General features: G+C 44.0%; 15 protein-coding genes and 1 pseudogene. 6 read left to right on the forward strand and 10 right to left on the reverse strand.

Annotated features, from left to right (window positions below):
* Positions 1-268 precede the first annotated feature (268 nt).
* Positions 269-553 (forward strand): GNAT family N-acetyltransferase, encoded by a 285-nt coding sequence (locus RTN07_RS07855; RefSeq protein ID WP_312177191.1) that lies wholly within the window; start codon positions 269-271, stop codon positions 551-553.
* 80 nt (positions 554-633) lie between these two features.
* On the opposite strand, the gene infC is transcribed toward RTN07_RS07855, so the two are convergent.
* Positions 634-1,131 (reverse strand): translation initiation factor IF-3, encoded by a 498-nt coding sequence (gene infC / locus RTN07_RS07860; RefSeq protein ID WP_312177226.1) that lies wholly within the window; start codon positions 1,129-1,131, stop codon positions 634-636.
* A 35-nt stretch (positions 1,132-1,166) separates the two neighbouring features.
* Positions 1,167-3,095 carry a threonine--tRNA ligase gene (gene thrS / locus RTN07_RS07865; RefSeq protein WP_312177193.1) on the reverse strand — a complete coding sequence of 643 codons (1,929 nt, stop codon included), beginning with the start codon at positions 3,093-3,095 and terminating at the stop codon, positions 1,167-1,169.
* 425 nt (positions 3,096-3,520) lie between these two features.
* Between thrS and RTN07_RS07870 the strand changes: the two genes are divergently transcribed.
* Positions 3,521-4,540, forward strand: a complete 1,020-nt coding sequence (locus tag RTN07_RS07870; protein WP_065253996.1) for a 5'-nucleotidase — start codon at positions 3,521-3,523, stop codon at positions 4,538-4,540.
* A 77-nt stretch (positions 4,541-4,617) separates the two neighbouring features.
* Here RTN07_RS07870 and RTN07_RS07875 read toward each other — a convergent pair.
* The 5 genes and pseudogenes from RTN07_RS07875 to RTN07_RS07895 all read right to left on the reverse strand — a co-directional run bounded on the left by RTN07_RS07875 (position 4,618) and on the right by RTN07_RS07895 (position 9,321).
* Positions 4,618-6,257 (reverse strand): annotated as a pseudogene (locus tag RTN07_RS07875) (cation acetate symporter).
* 193 nt (positions 6,258-6,450) lie between these two features.
* Positions 6,451-6,771, reverse strand: a complete 321-nt coding sequence (locus RTN07_RS07880; RefSeq protein ID WP_312177195.1) for a DUF485 domain-containing protein — start codon at positions 6,769-6,771, stop codon at positions 6,451-6,453.
* A gap of 496 nt (positions 6,772-7,267) precedes the next feature.
* Entirely contained in the window at positions 7,268-7,672 is a 405-nt protein-coding gene (locus RTN07_RS07885) for a thiol-disulfide oxidoreductase DCC family protein (RefSeq protein WP_312177197.1), read from the reverse strand.
* Between the two features lie 18 nt (positions 7,673-7,690).
* Positions 7,691-8,638, reverse strand: a complete 948-nt coding sequence (locus tag RTN07_RS07890; protein WP_312177200.1) for a TIGR01777 family oxidoreductase — start codon at positions 8,636-8,638, stop codon at positions 7,691-7,693.
* A gap of 164 nt (positions 8,639-8,802) precedes the next feature.
* On the reverse strand, positions 8,803-9,321 hold the full coding sequence (locus tag RTN07_RS07895; protein WP_036595635.1) for a GbsR/MarR family transcriptional regulator: 519 nt from the start codon (positions 9,319-9,321) through the stop codon (positions 8,803-8,805).
* Between the two features lie 253 nt (positions 9,322-9,574).
* Here RTN07_RS07895 and RTN07_RS07900 point away from each other — a divergent pair, with 253 nt between their 5' ends.
* Complete coding sequence (locus RTN07_RS07900; RefSeq protein ID WP_007117335.1) at positions 9,575-10,396, forward strand: enoyl-CoA hydratase/isomerase family protein; 822 nt, start codon at positions 9,575-9,577, stop codon at positions 10,394-10,396.
* Between the two features lie 52 nt (positions 10,397-10,448).
* On the opposite strand, the gene RTN07_RS07905 is transcribed toward RTN07_RS07900, so the two are convergent.
* A complete protein-coding gene (locus tag RTN07_RS07905; protein ID WP_312177207.1) occupies positions 10,449-11,183 on the reverse strand; it encodes a glycosyltransferase in 735 nt (244 codons plus the stop codon).
* Positions 11,184-11,368: 185 nt separating this feature from the next.
* On the opposite strand from RTN07_RS07905, the gene RTN07_RS07910 reads away from it, so the two are divergent.
* On the forward strand, positions 11,369-12,181 hold the full coding sequence (locus RTN07_RS07910; protein WP_312177209.1) for an NRDE family protein: 813 nt from the start codon (positions 11,369-11,371) through the stop codon (positions 12,179-12,181).
* 67 nt (positions 12,182-12,248) lie between these two features.
* Here RTN07_RS07910 and RTN07_RS07915 read toward each other — a convergent pair whose 3' ends face one another.
* Complete coding sequence (locus RTN07_RS07915) at positions 12,249-13,319, reverse strand: CobW family GTP-binding protein (RefSeq protein ID WP_312177211.1); 1,071 nt, start codon at positions 13,317-13,319, stop codon at positions 12,249-12,251.
* Positions 13,320-13,389: 70 nt separating this feature from the next.
* Complete coding sequence (ompR, locus tag RTN07_RS07920; RefSeq protein ID WP_286130670.1) at positions 13,390-14,163, reverse strand: osmolarity response regulator transcription factor OmpR; 774 nt, start codon at positions 14,161-14,163, stop codon at positions 13,390-13,392.
* A gap of 569 nt (positions 14,164-14,732) precedes the next feature.
* Between ompR and RTN07_RS07925 the strand changes: the two genes are divergently transcribed.
* Positions 14,733-17,282: a Tex family protein gene (locus RTN07_RS07925; RefSeq protein ID WP_312177213.1), complete on the forward strand. Its 2,550-nt coding sequence runs from the start codon at positions 14,733-14,735 to the stop codon at positions 17,280-17,282.
* A gap of 84 nt (positions 17,283-17,366) precedes the next feature.
* Positions 17,367-18,299: a 1,4-dihydroxy-2-naphthoate octaprenyltransferase gene (menA, locus tag RTN07_RS07930; RefSeq protein WP_312177216.1), complete on the forward strand. Its 933-nt coding sequence runs from the start codon at positions 17,367-17,369 to the stop codon at positions 18,297-18,299.
* The last annotated feature ends 287 nt before the right edge of the window (positions 18,300-18,586 follow it).

Below are 18,586 nucleotides of genomic sequence, written 5' to 3' on the forward strand. Positions count from 1 at the left end.
TAGCTAATAGCAAGTGAATATAAGGCGTATCATCCACGCCAAAAAATTTGAAAATGGTAAGATTTAACCGCTTATTATCGCATTGTTAACAGGGTGGGGCAAGGCAAAAGCCTAGCGAAAAATCATTTGCAAAGCCCATACCGAATAGGCAAGAACTTTTACAAGTCATTGACAGTGGTTGTGCTACTATCAAACGGCAGATAACCAAGCGACAAATAACCAAGTCACAGATAGCATAGTAAATAAAAGAATATACAAGGAGACAACCATGTCGGATTTACAATTATCGATTCACCATAACGAACAATCACAACGCTTTGAAACCACCGTTGACGGCACCACTGCCTATATCAGCTATGTGGATAATGGTGATGTCATCGTATATGACCATACCATTGTGCCAGACGCGATTGGCGGGCGCGGCATTGCAGGGGCGTTGACCAAGCATGCGTTAGACTATGCGCGTGAACAAGGTAAAAAAGTAGTCCCAGCCTGCTCTTACGTGGCAAGCTATCTGCAAAAGCACCCCGAATACAATGATTTAAAAGCTTAAAATTTTATCAATGCGTCATTACGCCAATAAAAAAACCACATAGGTTGATGTGGTTTTTTTTATAGATTAGGGTTTGCTGATTATTTTTTCTTGGTAGGTCCAAGTAGCATACCCATTTGACGACCTTCAACTTTTGGTTGTTGTTCAACATTGGCAATATCGGTTGTATCGGCAATGACTTTTTCAAGCTGCTGCAAGCCAATTTGTTGGTGAGCCATCTCACGACCACGGAAGCGAATGGTGACTTTGACTTTGTCTTGGTCTTCCAAAAACTCACGGATTTTACGAAGTTTGACTTGATAGTCGGCTTCTTCCGTACCAGGACGCAATTTGATTTCTTTAAGCTGCGTTTGTTTTTGGTTCTTTTTGGCTTCTTTGGCTTTTTGTTTTTGGTCGTACAGATATTTTCTGTAGTCCATCACTTTGGCAACAGGAGGCTGAGCGTCTGGTACTATCTCGACCAAATCCAACTCAGCATCACGGGCGGCCTGCAAAGCCGTTTTTATATCCACAACACCAACTTGTTCGCCGTCTTCTTTGACTAAGCGTACCTCTTTGGCACGAATTTCCTCGTTGATGTCTAATCGGTTTGAACTCTTAATAATACTTACTCCTACGCTGTTTTTGATTTGACACGCCCTTTTTGGGCGGTCGCTTGATTAACCAAGTCGATAAAGGCATCGATACTCATCACGCCAAGGTTGTCACCTTCGCGAGTACGGACGTTAACTTGGTTGCTTTCTACTTCTTTATCACCCATGACAATCATATAAGGAATACGTTCAAGGGTGCGTTCTCTAATTTTAAAGCCAATTTTCTCATTACGCAAATCGGTGATCACACGAAGTCCGGCTTGATTCAATTGTTCGGCGACCTTTTGACAGGCTAGCGCTTGGTTGTCGGTAATATTCATCACCACAACTTGCTGCGGTGCAAGCCAGACTGGCATCCAGCCCGCGTAATGCTCAATGAGCATACCGATAAAGCGTTCAAATGACCCCAAAATCGCACGGTGTAGCATTACAGGGCGCTCACGTTCGCCTTGCTCATTGACAAACTCCGCACCTAGTCGCTCTGGCAGGTTAAAGTCAAGCTGCAGTGTACCGCATTGCCATACGCGGCCAAGACAGTCTTTAAGGCTAAACTCGATTTTAGGTCCATAAAATGCGCCTTCACCTGGCAGATACTGCCAGTCAAGCCCTGCATTATCCAATGCGTCCGCTAAGTCTTTTTCTGCCAAGTCCCACAGTTCGTCAGCACCGACCCGTTTTTCTGGGCGAGTCGAGAGTTTCATTTGCACGTCATCAAAACCAAAGTCTTTATACACATCAAGGGTAAGCTTGATAAAGTCTTGGGCTTCTTGTTTGATTTGCTCATTACTACAAAAAATATGGGCGTCATCTTGGGTAAAGCCACGCACCCGCATGATGCCATGGAGCGAACCTGACGGCTCATTACGGTGGCATGAGCCAAACTCAGCAAGACGCAATGGCAAGTCACGGTAAGATTTTAACCCTTGATTGAACACTTGCACGTGACACGGGCAGTTCATCGGCTTAATCGCATAGTCACGTTTTTCACTATGGGTGGTGAACATCATGTCGCCATAATTTTCCCAGTGACCTGATTTTTCCCATAGGCTTCTATCGACGATTTGCGGGGTTTTGATTTCAAGATAGCCGTTATCTTTTTGTACTTTGCGCATATACTGCTCAAGCACTTGCCACATCGTCCAGCCATTGGGATGCCAAAACACCATGCCAGGCGCTTCTTCTTGCATGTGAAATAAATCAAGCGCCTTACCTATTTTACGATGGTCGCGTTTTTCCGCTTCTTCGATACGCTGAATATAAGCTTTTAGGTCTTTTTTATCTGCCCAAGCGGTACCGTAGATACGTTGAAGTTGCTCGTTTTTGGCATCACCGCGCCAGTAGGCACCACTCATTTTGGTGAGTTTAAAGGCTTTTAGGAAACGGGTGTTGGGCACGTGTGGTCCACGGCACATATCGACGTATTCTTGGTGATAGTATAAACCCATTTGAGTTTCATTCGGCATATCTTCGATAAGACGTAATTTATAAGTCTCGCCACGGTCTTGGAATACTTTGATAACCTCGTCACGCGGTGTCATTTTTTTGATGACATCGTAATCTTGGTTAATCAATTGCGTCATGCGCGCTTCGATTTTTTCCATGTCTTCTGGCGTAAACGGGCGCTCGCTGTAGATATCGTAATAAAAACCCTCTTCAATCACAGGACCGATAACCATCTTCACCTCAGGATACAGCTGTTTGACAGCATGACCCAGTAAGTGAGCGGTCGAGTGGCGAATGATTTCCACACCTTCCTCGTCTTTTGGCGTGATGATTTGAACGCTGGCGTCTTCAGTAATCGGGTCACACGCATCAACTAATTTACCGTTGACACGTCCTGCAACGGTGGCTTTGGCAAGCCCTGCGCCGATGCTTTGCGCCACTTCCATGACTGACGTTTGTCCATCAAATTGTTTAATATCGCCGTTTGGTAAGGTAATGGCTACCATAATTGCTCCTGTTGTCCTTTGGCAGTGATGACCGTTACTATCGGTCATGTAACCGTGAGAGATGGGAATAAAAAAAGGGAAAAACTCTGCCCTTCCAAACTTACCGTGTCTAGATAGGCATTACAATCCCATGAATTCGTCGCTTTGCAAAAAGCGTAAACAAGATATTATAGCAAATTGCGGTGATGAAACCAACTTGCTGATTGAATTGCTTGCAGTTATGGTTGAAACTGAGGCAGCTCATGATAGCCGCGTAAAAAACACTGCAATAGACGACAGCCAATGCTTGGTATCTACAATTTGACTGTGTATCTTTACACCAACAAGTTACAGGAATAATCTAGATTACCCGTGGCAAAACTTATATAACTACAGCATAGTGAGTGCTATGCTTCATAACAACACGATTGATTAAGGGCATTTTTATGTCAGTTGATTTTTCCAATACATTAATTGTGGCGGTCTCTGCCACGGCATTGTTTGACCTATCGGAGTCTGAGCGGTTTTTTCAACAAGCGTTAACCGAAGATCCAGAAACGGCGATTGATAAATTTCGCAGCTATATGATTGAACGTGAAAATGATCCCTTGCAAACTGGGACGGGTTATCCGCTTATCAAAGCCTTACTCAATCTCAATCACCATTGTGTAGCCGATGACAAGGGCGAGGGCATCGCTGCGCCCATGGTTGAAGTGGTGATTATGTCAAAAAACAGCCCAGATACCGGTATTCAAGTATTAAATGCGCTGCGTAGTCATGGACTACCGATTAGTCGCTCGGCATTTACCTCAGGCGAAGGGGTGGCAGATTATGTGGCAGATTTTAAGGTGGATTTGTTTTTGACCACCAATCATGAAGATGCCCAGCAAGTCACCGATGCAGGCGTGTGTGCCTGCGCGATTTTGGATGCGCCGCCCATTGATATGAAAGAGCTAGACACCAATCAGCTACGCATTGCATTTGATGGCGATGCTGTGTTATTTGATGAAGCAGGGGAACTATTGTCGCGCCAGCAAGGACTCAAAGCGTTTCATGATTATGAAGCCAAAATGAGTGATGTGCCGATGAATAAAGGCCCGTATGCGGATTTTTTAATTAAACTCTCTAAACTACAAAAACGCCTGCCTGCTAAAATCAAGCATCCACCGATTCAAATTGCACTGGTGACCGCGCGCAATGCGCCTGCTGATTTGCGCGCGATTAAGACATTGCGTGATTGGGGCGTCAATGTGGATTTGGCGTTTTTTTTAGGTGGCTTAGATAAACGCCATGTACTGCAAACCTTTGCCCCACATATTTTCTTCGATGACTCCATTCATAATTACGAATCTGCTAAAGGCGTAGTACCCTCAGGGCTAGTGCCTTATAGCTCAAAATCAAAATTGTTTGTCAAACAAGCGGATGCCGCGGCAACCCAAAACCTTGTTGAGATTCATCAAGGATAAAATTAGTAGCTTTTATAAAAAATCCCATATAAAAAAATACCGCTTATGGTAAGCGGTATTTGTTATTGAACATTGGATTAGTGGTCAGATGCACCTGACGCACCGATACCGGTTAATGAACGTACATACTGTGCATCAAAGCCTTTTCTATCTAGCTGAGCGCGTGGTGAGTTGTCAGTGATAGATGCAATCCACGCTAGAATGAAGGTCACAGGCATACTAAATAACGCCACGTTTTTGTATGGGAAAGCCGGTGATTCGTGTTTCATGATATCTACCCAAACCGCAGGTCCTAAGATAATCAGTAACACTGCGACTGCTAAGCCTGCAAACCCACCGATTACCGCACCACGAGTGGTTAGACCACGCCAGAACATCGCTAAGAAAAGAATCGGGAAGTTGGCGGATGCCGCGACCGCAAATACCAAACTTGCAATGAACGCAAGGTTTTGGTTTTCAAAGATAATACCGGTCACGATTGACAATAAACTTAACGCAACCACGGTAATTTTTGATGCACGCATCTCTTCTTCAGGTCTCGCTTGACCTTTTCTGATAACACTAGCATACAAGTCATGGCTAACCGCTGAGGCGCCTGATAACGTTAAACCTGCCACCACCGCTAGGATAGTCGCAAAAGCTACCGCCGAGATAAAGCCTAAGAATAAGTTACCACCCACGGCATGCGACAAGTGAATCGCTGCCATGTTGGCACCACCGATAAGTGCTTGTGAGCTTACGCCATCTTTAACCACTGTCGTGAAATAATCTGGATGTTCAGCTAGGATAACGATGGCACCCAAGCCAATAAGAACAATTAAGAAGAATACGTATGAAATACAGCTTGCAGCTACCAACACTGATTTACGCGCAGCTTTGGCATCTGGCACCGTAAAGAAACGCATCAATACGTGTGGTAAACCTGCTGTACCAAACAATAGACCCAAACCTAATGAGATAGATTCAATGGGGTTATTAACCAACTTACCAGGCGACAAAATTGATTCGTGTTTGCTATGGGCAGCGACGGCTGACTTAAATAAATTGTCAAAGCTAAAGCCTACATGATTCATGACCATAAATGCCATGAAAGTCGCACCCGACATCAGCAAAATAGCTTTGATGATCTGTACCCAAGTGGTGGCTAGCATACCGCCAAATAGTACGTAAATCATCATCAAAATACCCACGACTAGTACAGCATAGATATAGTCCAAACCAAATAATAACTCAATTAGTTTACCCGCGCCCACCATCTGCGCAACCAAATATAGTGCAACGACGACCAAGGTACCAGATGCAGCAAAAATACGTACTGGGGTTTGGGAAAAACGATAAGATGCCACATCTGCGAAGGTAAATTTACCCAAGTTACGTAGCCGCTCAGCGATTAAGAATAAAATAATCGGCCAACCAATCAAGAAGGCTAGCGTATAAATCATGCCATCATAACCGACGGTAAAAACCATACTCGATAACCCCAAAAAGGTTACCGCTGACATATAGTCCCCGGCAATGGCTATCCCGTTTTTGGTACCTGAGATACCGCCGCCCGCGGTATAAAAGTCGCTAGCGGTTTTGTTTTGTTTTGTTTTGACGCCCAGTAAGTAATACCGAGTGTTGCAAAAACGAAAATCAAGAACATGATAATGGCTGAGATATTCAACGGTTGTTTTTGTACTTCGCCTTCTAGGGCGCCCGCTGCCCATGCTGGCATCTGTGCAATCAGACCCACTAGCGTCAAGCTTACGGCAGTTGAAACCTTGCCGATACGCTTGCTAAGGCCTTTAACAGCCACGCCATTATATTGTTGTTGTAACATGCCACCCTCCATGGTGTCAAAAATGATGTCAAAATTGTTATAAAAAGCACAATTTTAAAATTGAAAACCCAACACAATCCCTGTGTAGTTAAACTTTACCACTGTTGATATCATCGATGACTTTACGAGTCATCGTATCAAATTCACCGTTTGCTTTTTTGACATATATCCAAGTGATGAGTGGCACAAAAATGATGAAAGCTACGACAATATAAAAACCTACAGGCGTCATCGAACCTGCGAAAACTGGTTTTGCAAACATGCTTGGGTTAAATCCCACGATTAGCAGATAACCGAACCAAAAAACTAGCGTGATAATGGTAAAAATAAGACCTAGGCTAGTTTTTCTCTTTGCCATGCTTTGGAATTCAGGATGACTCATGACGCGCTGAATTTGTGCCTCATCCATGGTAACGCTCCTTGTAAATGAATGAAAAAGACAACTCATTGATGATTGATTCAACAATCAGTGTCAAAACCGACAAGGAAGATAGCGATTGGGTGACAATAACAATAGACAAAAATCTGATGAAGCAAGTCCGCTATGCTAAACGTGATAGATTGTCTTAAATGATACAAACAATCTCATCTTCCTGATTAGTTGCTATTATTAAATGAAAATTGTTAAAAAATCTAGCTATTTTTTCTCAAACTGTAAAAAAATTGTAGAATGTTAGTTGAAAATTAGTGAAGACCCTATCAAACAAAGCGCCCAAAATTATTATTAGACATAACTTGATACTCATAATCGTGACTAATAATCATTGTACCTAATCATGATTGCACCTAATCAGGACTGTAACGCCCAATGGCCACTAAAAATTATCAAGCTATCCATGATGGATAAATCATAAAGGATAGATGAATCATTGAGCGTACATACCACTATTGAAACCAAACGGCATTTATTTGTTTCGAGTTTTACACATACCGTCTTTGCAGTCTTCTGCGACTTTACCATAGGCAAGTTGGGTCATCCAGTTGGGTACACGGTTGCGATGTCGCGCAAAAATAGGGTAAATCATATCACTGGCTTGTTTCACTACAGGCCATTCAAAAACGGTTGCAAATGGCAGTTGTGCGGTTTTGTATAGCAGTCTTACAGCATCCATGCCTTTTTGCATGTTCCCCTGTTTATCTTGCACACACAGATAAGTCATCGCCTCATCTTCGCTAATACCAAATTTGGCAAGTTCATCCCGTGCGTCATCAATCGGAACGATGCAAATGGCGTCAGGTTTTTTTTCTACCATATGCAAGGCTTCGGTACGGCAGACAGGGCAGGTATCATCATAGTACATGGTAATCATATTAACAGTCTCCGAAGATTAGCTTTTTAGGGCATCTAATACGGTCAAGTCGTTGAATTCAAAACCTTGATCCATTAACGCTGTGGGCACAACGCGCTGCCCATCCAACAGTAACGTCGACATTTCACCAAACATGGTCTTGACCACAAAGGCGGGCAGGGTCATCACAGTAGGGCGGTGCAACCAAGTGCCCATCGCATCGGTAAATGCAGCATTGCTAATAGGCGTTGGATGGGTCAAATTATAAATTTGCTGAGTGGGCAGGGTGTGAGTCAGGTTTTGTTCAATGATAAAAATTACCGCACGCACCCAATCACTACGGCTAATCCAGCTCATGATTTGCTGACCATTGCCAAGCTTACCACCTGTGCCCATTTTAAATGGGGTAATCAGTCGCCCAACCATACCCCCCTCGGGCGCAATCACCACCCCTGTGCGCACAATTGCAACTGGCACAGCGTCTGTTACGGCATCTGTGACAGCATCTTGGGCAGTCAAAGCTAGCTGCTCCCATGCCTGACAAATTTCGTGAGCGAAGTCGGTTTTTGTGACGGGGCTGGTTTCATCAAGCGCGGTTGGGTTGTTTTCCTTTTGGATACCATACCAACCGATGGCTGAGCCGCTAATCAATAGTTTTGGTTTGTTGCCGATTCGCTCAATATAGTCAATTACCGCTTGTGTGGGTTTTAGTCGGCTATCAAACAATTCTTGCTTACGGGCATCCGTCCAACGGCTGTCGGCAATACCCGCACCCGCCAGATTGATGATGACATCATACGTCTGATCGGTGCTGGCAAGATCATCATAGCTAATAACGTCGTCTGCGATATTTCTGGTTTTCTCTTTTTCTACAGAACGAGATACCCAAGTGACTGACGCAGTATCACCTTGTACGCCATGGGTTTTTAACGATTGTGTTAATGCTGTGCCTAAAAATCCTGAACCGCCTGTAATAAGTATTTTCATCATTTCTTTCCTTTTTTCTGTCAAAACTGAAATTTATGGGTAAAATTTTTAGCTTTTTGGTAAAACCAATTTGCCAACGATTACACTACTTAAACCGCCAGCTATAAAGCATAATAGGTTAAAACTTTGCCAGTCGGATATGTTGCAGTCATTATCCCAATCCATCATTTCAAAAACTTCTGAATCGTCGCCCCAAGCTTTAGGATACGATTGAGCGTAGTGGACGAAAGTTTTAGCATCTCGTTCGCCCAACTCGTCAGCGTATCGACAAATTGGTGGGTGTCTTTGATACGTTGTTGTACGTCTTCGCTTTCTGTGGCAAACTCTGGCTCATTGATTAAATCCGCCAAGAATCCAACCGTCGGCGCAAGCTCTCGGCGATAGCGTTCTTCGACAATCACCTTAGCCAATTCCCACACATCCGTGCCCGTGGTGAAATAATCGCGTCTATCACCGAGCGTATGTACCATTTGTACCAGATTTAGACTCTGTAATTCCTTGATACTATTGCTCACATTTGAACGCGCCACGCCTAAGGTCTCTTGGATTTCTTCGGCATTCATCGGCTTGCCTGCCAAAAACAACAAGGCATGAATCTGGGCAACGGTACGGTTTACGCCCCATTTATTGCCCATTTCGCCCCAGTGTAAGACAAATTTTTCCATGGTGTGAGTGAGTTGCACTTTTTAGCCCTGTGTGTAAGTCAATGGATATAAATCAATCAATTTTTAATTAGTTTGAGCTTTTTATATATTTCTGTCAATACAGAAATTTTGAAAATTATAAAAATTTTGTGGTTGGGTTTGGATTGTTGACCTTACAAGTCGCGTTTTATTTCCCAAAAAAAAATAATTTAGGTAAGATGAAGTGGTTCATTGTATCTTTTTTTTGATATTTAGTTTTTTGGTATTTATTTCTTTGGTAAAAGGATGACCCATGACGGCAACCCAAACACAACAACCCACCTTTCAAAAAGTCACGTATGATGTTGCAGATAGTGTGGCGACGATTACCCTCAATGATCCAGCATCGCTCAATGCGCTCAATAGCGTGATGAAATCCGAGCTTTATCAAGCCCTTGATTACGCACAATATGACACAGCCGCCAAAGTGATTGTCATCACAGGCGCGGGCAAGGGATTTTCTAGCGGTGGTGATATTCGCGAGATGCTATCCGGCGCAGATAACCGCGAAAATTTACTGAAAATGTCGCACAGCCTGACCATTGGGATTGCGGACATTACGCGCCGTATCCGCAAAATCAGCAAGCCGATTATCGCACGTATCAATGGCGCGTGTGCAGGCGCTGGCATGAATATCGCGTTAGCGTGTGATTTTCGCGTCGCCAGTGACAATGCTAAATTTTTACAAGCCTTTGTCAATATCGGGCTAGTGCCTGATGGTGGTGGTATTTATCTGTTATCGCAGTTGATTGGTGCCGCCAAAACCACTGAGCTTGTGATGTTGGGTGAGCAAATCACCGCGCAAAAGGCAGAAGATTTGGGACTGGTGAATGCGCTGGTGAGTCAAGATGCGCTTGATGCGGCAGTGAAAAAACTGACTGATCGCCTCACAAGCTTGCCAACCTTAGCGCTGGCAGCAATGAAGCAATCGATTAATCAAGTGGCATTTGCAGGACTAGATATCGCGCTAGACCAAGAGGTAATTTACCAAATGCAAATGGCGACCAGTGAAGACTTTAAAGAAGGGATTACCGCCTTTATGCAAAAGCGTCCTGCTGAGTTTAAAGGACGATAAAGCACAGGGCAAGCTCCTAAAAACCTTGCAAAAAATAGCGTTGACACCGACGCTATTTTTTTTGGGTATAGTAATGCCCAAACTGGTAGCGGATTTTGTTATCACGGATTTCACCAATAAAAAAACGATATAAATTGGCATGCAGGTATTTCCAGCCCGTATTAAAATAGCCATCTTGCTGCAAGCGGCGTGGGTCAAAGCGAAAGGTGAGCGGTAGCATCTGATAGCGGGTGATTTTTTTGGCGCGATTGACATAGTCACAATCTTCACACAAGGTGATAGATTCATCAAAACCACCCAATTGCTCATGCACAGATTTACTGGAAAAAATACACGCACCCACCGCCGTTGGCGATAAAAATTGGCTAGCAAAAATACCTATGTTAAACAGCAGATAACCCACTGTAAACCAAGGTTTTAGGTGGTCAGCATTCATGTACACGCCGGCTACTTTCAAGGATTTTTTATCCAATAATTGACTGGCTTTTTGCAAAAAGTCTGCATCCAACCGCACATCGGCATCTAAAAACAGTATCCGTTCATTTTTGGCTAGGCTTGCCCCTGTATTACGACCCAAGCTGACGCCACGCTTTGGCATTTTATGTACGCTTATCGCGGGCAACTGGTGGCGAAAACTTGCTGCAATTTGACAGGTGTCATCTTCGCTGTTGGAATCCACCACGATGACTTCAAAATTTTGGTAGCTTTGCTGGGCTAAGTCACGCAAAATATTACCGATACGTTCGGCTTCGTTTAGGGTAATAATCACAATGCTAATTGGCGTCATAAGCTCATTCACAAGGGCAACAATCGTTTAAAACGGCAGTTTTTTAGATTTTTTATCATAAATGAACAATATGACGATTTGGTGATTGCTAAAAAAGTTTTGGCTGCTAACCTATGGAATGAGTAATCGAGCTGATGCAGGGTGCAATGGGCGATGGCATGGTAACCAGTTAGAAGGAATAAAGTATGTGCATTGTGGCGTTGGCTTGGCAGCTGTTTGAGGATAAGCCCTTGGTGCTATTATCCAATCGGGATGAATTTTTGCAGCGTCCTACACGCGCACTGCATGAATGGCAATTGCCGAATGGACAAAAAATCATCGCGGGGCAAGATGCGCAAGCAGGGGGCACTTGGTTGGGTATCGATCCTGTGCATGGGCGCTGGGGGGTGATTTTAAACTACCGAGAGATTATCAAAGATAAGCCTGTCTTTGCCACGTCCCGCGGTCAGTTAATCCTTGATTATTTAAGTGGTGAGTGGTCGCCGCTAGCTTTTGCAAGGCAAATTGATTTGCCCTGCTACGATGGGTTTAATCTAGTCATCGGCGATCGGCAGCAAGCGGTGCTACTTAATAATAAAGGGTATGGCATCGAGGTATTGGCAAAAGGCTTATACGTGTTATCCAATGGTCAACCAAATAAGGCATGGTTTAAAACGGAAAAACTGCGCAGGCGAGTACGACAAGAGTTATTGCCGCTGCTTGCTGGGCATGAGAATTGGCAAACAGCCAATTGGAAAAACGTGGCATTTGAGATATTGCAAGACCGTGAACAAGCGCCTATCACCCAGCTACCTGATACAGGTTTAGGTATGGAGACAGAGTTGGTGTTGTCTTCCATCTTTATTCCTGCCAATCGCCTCGATAAGTTGCTAGGAAGTAGCTATGGGACGCGCGTGAGTAGCTTGCTCACCATCACTCATACAGGGTTTGATATGCAAGAAAAAAACCTTGAAAATGACGCTATCATCCGTATCACGCCCGATGTTAACGCCACATAATCAATGAAAAAAACAGCCGCAAAATCAAAAAATAGACAATAAAATGGGCTATCCATCAACCGTAAGCTTAACCGATATGCCCAAACATCATCATCAGCTCAGTATCGAGCCTATCAAAATCTAATTCGATAGTGTTATCCAAAAAAATCACTTCAATGCGGTTATCGGTTTGTGGCTCACAGGCCATCAAATCGAGCGAATCCGGGGTAAAATTCATGGTTTGCCATTGCTCATCATGCGTATGTTTGATATGAACCACCGATTTGATACGTTGCCAGTTGGGCAGTGCCAACAACCATTCCATCAGCACAGTCATATCAATTGTCCAGTCGGCTGACACCCGCCAGCCGATGATTTGATAGCCGTTTTGCACATCATGATAGCGAAATGGCAAGTCATCATTGGCAGCTGTTGGTGATTGGGTCGGGTCGGCTTGGATGGTGGATAGAGCGGGGGACTGAGCAAAGCTTGTTAAGCTAATTTGTTGGTAATGGCTGCGCTCGGCAAGCACTTGGCTTGATTGATTGAGCGCTTGTTGCAATTGCCGCAGATTGTCTTCGCTCAGCCTTTGCTCTGCTTGCCAAATCAATTTTGCTTTAGGGTTTAAGCCCTTTATCCATGCGGTTAGCTGGGTTTTTTGGGTGTCATCCAACCCATGAAAACGATTAATCACCACCACATCACAAAACCGCACATGCGCTTGGTAGCCTTCATTGTCACGATAACGGCTATCTTGCCAATGGCGCGCATTGACGATACTGATGGCAGATTTTAGCGACAGCGCAGTTTGCCAATGCGGAGCAGATAGCTGTTCAATCAGCTCTCGCGGGTGTGCAAGCCCTGTCGGCTCAATCCATAATCGGTCAGGTCTATACTCAGAAGTCAGGCGAGCGAGCGCAATCTGTAGCGGCAGTTGCGACGTACAGCAGATACAGCCACCAGATACTTGGCGAATCGCTAAATCATGGTCAGCATTACCCGTCAATAGCTTTTCATCAATACCGATTTGACCTGCTTCATTGACCAAAATCGCCCACTTTTCTTGGTGTTGAAAATGCGCGATACAGGCATTGATAAAACTGGTTTTTCCAGAACCTAAAAAGCCCATCACCAGGTGACAGGCTGTATTTACAATCAACGGTTTTATCATAAAAGTTTTAACTCTGTTAACTTGGCTTTTTTAATCCGCTCTGTTAAATAGCGCTTGTTTAGCTTTCTGCCCCATCGGGTACAAACACATAACCTACGCCCCAAACGGTTTGGATATAGCGCGCTTGCGAAGGATTATCTTCGATAAGGCGGCGTAAACGCGATACTTGCACATCAATTGAGCGCTCCATTGCGCCCCATTCACGGCCGCGTGCCAAATTCATCAATTTATCACGGGTTAATGGCTCACGGGGATGTTGTACCAAAGCCTTTAATACACTAAATTCACCTGTGGTTAAGGTCACGATATTACCATCACGTTTTAGGGTGCGTGTTGATAAATCTAATGTCCATGAGCCAAATTCGACCACTTCCATTTGCTGACTGGGTGCACCTGGTAATTCACGCGTTTGCCGGCGCAATACGGCTTTAATACGTGCCAATAATTCTTTGGGGTTAAACGGTTTTGGCAGATAATCATCCGCACCTGCTTCAAGTCCTGCGATACGATCGGCATCGGAACCTTTAGCGGTCAACATAATAATCGGAATATCAGAGTTTTCTGCGCGTAAGCGATGGCAAATACTGATACCGTCTTCATTAGGTAGCATCAAATCAAGTACAATCAGCGAAAATAACTCGCGCTGCATCAATTTATCCATTTGGTTGCCGTCATGCGCCGTACGTACAATATAACCATCGTCTTCCAAGAAACGTTGCAACAAGGTACGAAGGCGTGCATCATCGTCAACCACTAAAATGCGCTGATTCATATCGCCGGCGGCTGATTGATTGGGGGTAGATTCTACAGTGGGGTTGATGTCGTCACTCATTGATTATTTTCCTCATTTTTATCGTCGATATTCCTATCACCCATAATCCTATCACTAACGTTATTTTCACTCGAATGTTGTTTTCGCTACATAGTTTTTATAAATACCCAATTGTTTTTTATAAAGGCTAAATATGTTCCATTAATGTGTTGAACTGAACCTTAATAATTAATAGTTAGGACAAGCAATGTTATAAAATATATGGGTATAAAAATTTTTATTAAGGACTGATAAGGGTATTTTGAAACGATTGGTTACAACTTGCAAGCATTATCAATCTTATTATTCAGTCAAATTTGCTTGGTTATGCGGTTATTAAAGCAAAGAAATGTGTCGATTGCTGTAGTGATTTTGCTAAAAACGCGACGTTAGCTTATAGGGTAGTCATCTATTATATAGTCATCCGTTAGCAAAATTTTAGTTTAACAACAGGGGTATAGTTAGCAAAGTAAAAAATCACTAAAGATTTTTGTTAAAATAGCGTTTACCTATTATCTTTTTGTATTGTTTTGTTATAATGCGTGAACTCTGAAGTTTTGAGTTCATCCTTATAAGTGTTAGGCAAAAATATGACTACAAACGTTACTGCCATTGCGGCTAATCCAGCGGTAGATGTACTCTCTGAGCAAGTCCAGCAAGCCATTTATCAAAAATTAGCTGCCAATCTTGGTATCAAACTCAACCAAATGATGGCATTTGTCAAACTCTATGATGATGGGGCGACGATTCCGTTTATTGCACGCTATCGTAAAGACCAAACCGGCGGGCTCGATGACGTACAGTTGCGTAGTCTGGAAAAATCGCTCAGCTATGAACGAGATATGGCCATTCGCCGCCAAAAAATCATTGAGCTGTTGATCTCACAAAATAAGTTGACCGATGAATTAAGTGAACGCATCAATCAAGCGGCATCCAAACTTGAATTAGAAGACATTTATTTGCCGTATCGTCCGCGCCGTCGCTCATTGGCAACCCAAGCGCGTGAAGCAGGACTTGAGCCAATTGCCTTGGCGGTTCTAAATGAGTCGGTAAGCCCAGCCTCAGCATTATCAGATTACCAAGCGCCAGCGCCTTTACAGGATGACAACGGCGAAGCCGAAGCGTCAATTTTTGAAGATAAAGAAAAACAGCTATCAGGTATCGGCGCCATTATTATCGATGAGTGGACACAGCAGCTTGATCTACTCGACAAACTGCGCGTCGGCTTTGGTAAAATCGCCCAAATTCATAGCCGTCTAGTGGGCGAAGAAAAACGGGAAGTCGGCGAAAAATACAAAGACTATTTTGACCACGCTGAAAGCTTGGCACGTCTACCCAATCATAGATTGCTAGCGATGCTACGCGGTCGCCAAGACAACGTACTGACAATTGCCATTGAAGGCGATGATGCGCCATTTATCCAGCAAATTAATCACGCATTTAACTTAACAGCTGCTGAGCCTAGTGACCGTCAACAGTTTTTATTGTCACTAGGCAAAAAACTGTGGTTGGATAAATGGCGTCCGCATATTGAGCATCGTTTGCTCACAGAAAAACGCTTAACGGCTGAATCAGCAGCAATTGACGTGTTTGCAAACAATTTACAGCATCTATTAATGGCAGCGCCAGCGGGTCAAAAAACGATTTTAGGCGTCGATCCCGGTATCCGTCATGGGGTCAAAATGGCCGTGGTTGATAGTCTAGGTCATGTTGCCAAAAATAGTGATGATAGTTTTGCGATTGCAACGGTATATCCATTTGCCCCAGACAATAAGGTCGATGAAGCCAAACAAACCATTGCCGATTTACTCAAAAACCACCATGTGCATTTAATCGCCATTGGTAACGGTACGGCTAGCCGTGAGACAGATGCCTTAATCAAAGAAATTTTGGCAGAACACAGCGCTCAAGGAAACGGGGATATCAAAGCCGTGCCTGTGGTGGTCAATGAGTCTGGTGCGTCTGTGTACTCAGCCAGCGAACTGGCATCGCAAGAGTTACAAGAGCTTGATGTATCCATTCGTGGGGCAGTATCGATTGCCCGTCGTTTGCAAGATCCCTTGTCTGAGCTGGTTAAAGTCGATCCCAAAGCCATTGGCGTGGGTCAATATCAGCATGACGTCAACCAAACGCAGCTGGCTGATAGTTTAACCAAAGTCACGCAAGACTGCGTGAATGCAGTAGGCGTAGATGTCAACACCGCAAGCCCTGCGATTTTATCTTATATCGCAGGTCTCAATGTCAATGTAGCGCAGCAAATTGTCAACTACCGCAACGAACATGGCGCCTTTGCCAATCGTGAACAGCTCAAAAACGTGCCAAGATTGGGTGCCAAAACTTTTGAACAAGCGGCAGGTTTTTTACGCATTCGTGGCGGTGATGAGCCGTTAGATGCGACAGGGTTACACCCAGAAAACTACGAGATGGTCAAACAATGGCTGGCCTCAACCGACAACAACCTCAACGATGTGCTAGGTGACGAGTCAGCGCTTAACAATCTGACCGCTTCACTTATCGCTGCCGCAAACGATGAGGTTAATGATGACGAGCAAGCAACGCTGAAAGCCGCTGCCATCAAACAAGAATTAGCCAAACCTGCCCACGATCCAAGACCGAGCTTTAAAACAGCGCAGTTCCGTGACGATGTCAATAGCCTCAACGATTTAACCGAAGGCATGACGCTTGAAGGCGTGGTCACCAATGTGACAAGTTTTGGTTGTTTTGTTGATGTTGGCGTACATCAAGATGGCTTGGTACATATCTCAGAGATGGGTAACGAGTTTATCGCCGATCCGTTAAATCATGTCAAACCAGGTGATATCGTCACCGTTCGCGTGATTTCAGTGGATGCCGAACGCAAACGCGTGGGCTTTAGCATGAAGTCAGATACGCCAATGGCAGCCAAACCTGCTGAAAAAGCCCCCGCTGATAAAGCAAAAAATACCAACCAACCAGTGGCTGGTACCGCGAAAAAACACGCAGACCATAGCGAGCGCGGCAGCAAATCAGCCAAACATTCGGGCAAACCCCAACGTAGTGACAAAGCCGCTAAACCGCAAAACCAAGCAGCCGACAAACCGCAAAAAATCGGTAGCTTAGGTGCGTTGTTGGCACAAGCAGGTCTAAAAAAATCAACATAAACCCCGCATCATTGGTAAACGGGCATCTAAATGGCTAAATCAATTTAGATGTTGGTATTTGTGATACAAGGTTTCGAGTGAGTGATGGTCAATTTTTTACAATCATTTTGGCAAGCGACTCGCCCACGCACTTATCCACTAGCGGTGGCTGGCATCATAGTAGCCAATGCGTTGGCATACTCCCGTATTGGCAGCTTTAACAGCAAAAATTGGCAAATCTTTTTGCTAAGCCTTTGGGTTGCCTTAGGCTTACAGATTTTATCCAATTTAGCCAACGACTACGGCGATGGCATACGGGGTACTGATGCCCATCGACTCGACAGACAGACTGCCCAAGGGACAATCAACCCCAAGACCCTCAAGAAATTAATCATAAGTTGGGCACTGTTTATTTTCGGCTGCGGTATTGGCTTACTTTGGCTGAGCTTTAACAGTCTGACCGATTTTTTCACCTTCTTAGCATTGGGCATCATCGCGATTATCGCCGCAGTGACCTATACCATGGGTAAAAACCCCTATGGGTACAATGCGAAAGGCGAAATAGCAGTATTTTTATTCTTCGGCTTAGTTAATGTACTAGGGGGCGTGTACCTACAAACACAATTTATCCGCGTGATGGATATTATTGCTGCGGTGGTGATCGGACTGCTATGCACTTGCGTGTTGATGATTAACAATATGCGGGATTTTGACACAGATACAGGCGCTGGTAAAAATACCCTTGCCACCACCTTAGGCAAAGAAAGCATGAGCCACCTGTATCGGTTTATATTATTGGGTGCTTACTTTCTACTCATTACCTTTGCGACTTTGCGACAAAATTTTTATCTATTAAGCCTACTTGTTCTAGTCTCTCCGATTGCCAAACATCTTAAAATGGTTCGCCATTATAGTGATGAAAATATCCCCTCAAACGCACTAGCGCCAGAGCTAGCCAAAATTGTCTTAATTACCCTAGCGACCAGTATATTGATGAGTGTAAGTATTCTTATCTTTAACTATAAAAAACTAATTTGAAAAAAATCAAAAAACTTTCCCCATTGGTATTGACAGGGGAAAAGAAAAGCGTATAATACGCACTCACTGGCAGCGACTACAGCCACAAACTGTAGTAAAAACAACAACTTAAATTAATATAGATATAAGTTGAGCGGTCATAAAAAAATTAAAGAAAAAAGTTATTGACAACACAAAATAAGCTGTTAAAATAGCGACCTTCTTAACGACATCAGCCGATGATGTTGTGAACTAAATAACAACAAACACAAGAACAACTTGTGTGGATTTTCACTTAGGGCGATAAA

Origin of the sequence: Moraxella sp. CTOTU46934, assembly GCF_031979465.1 — a bacterium.
Classification (GTDB): Bacteria; Pseudomonadota; Gammaproteobacteria; order Pseudomonadales; family Moraxellaceae; genus Faucicola; species Faucicola tetraodonis.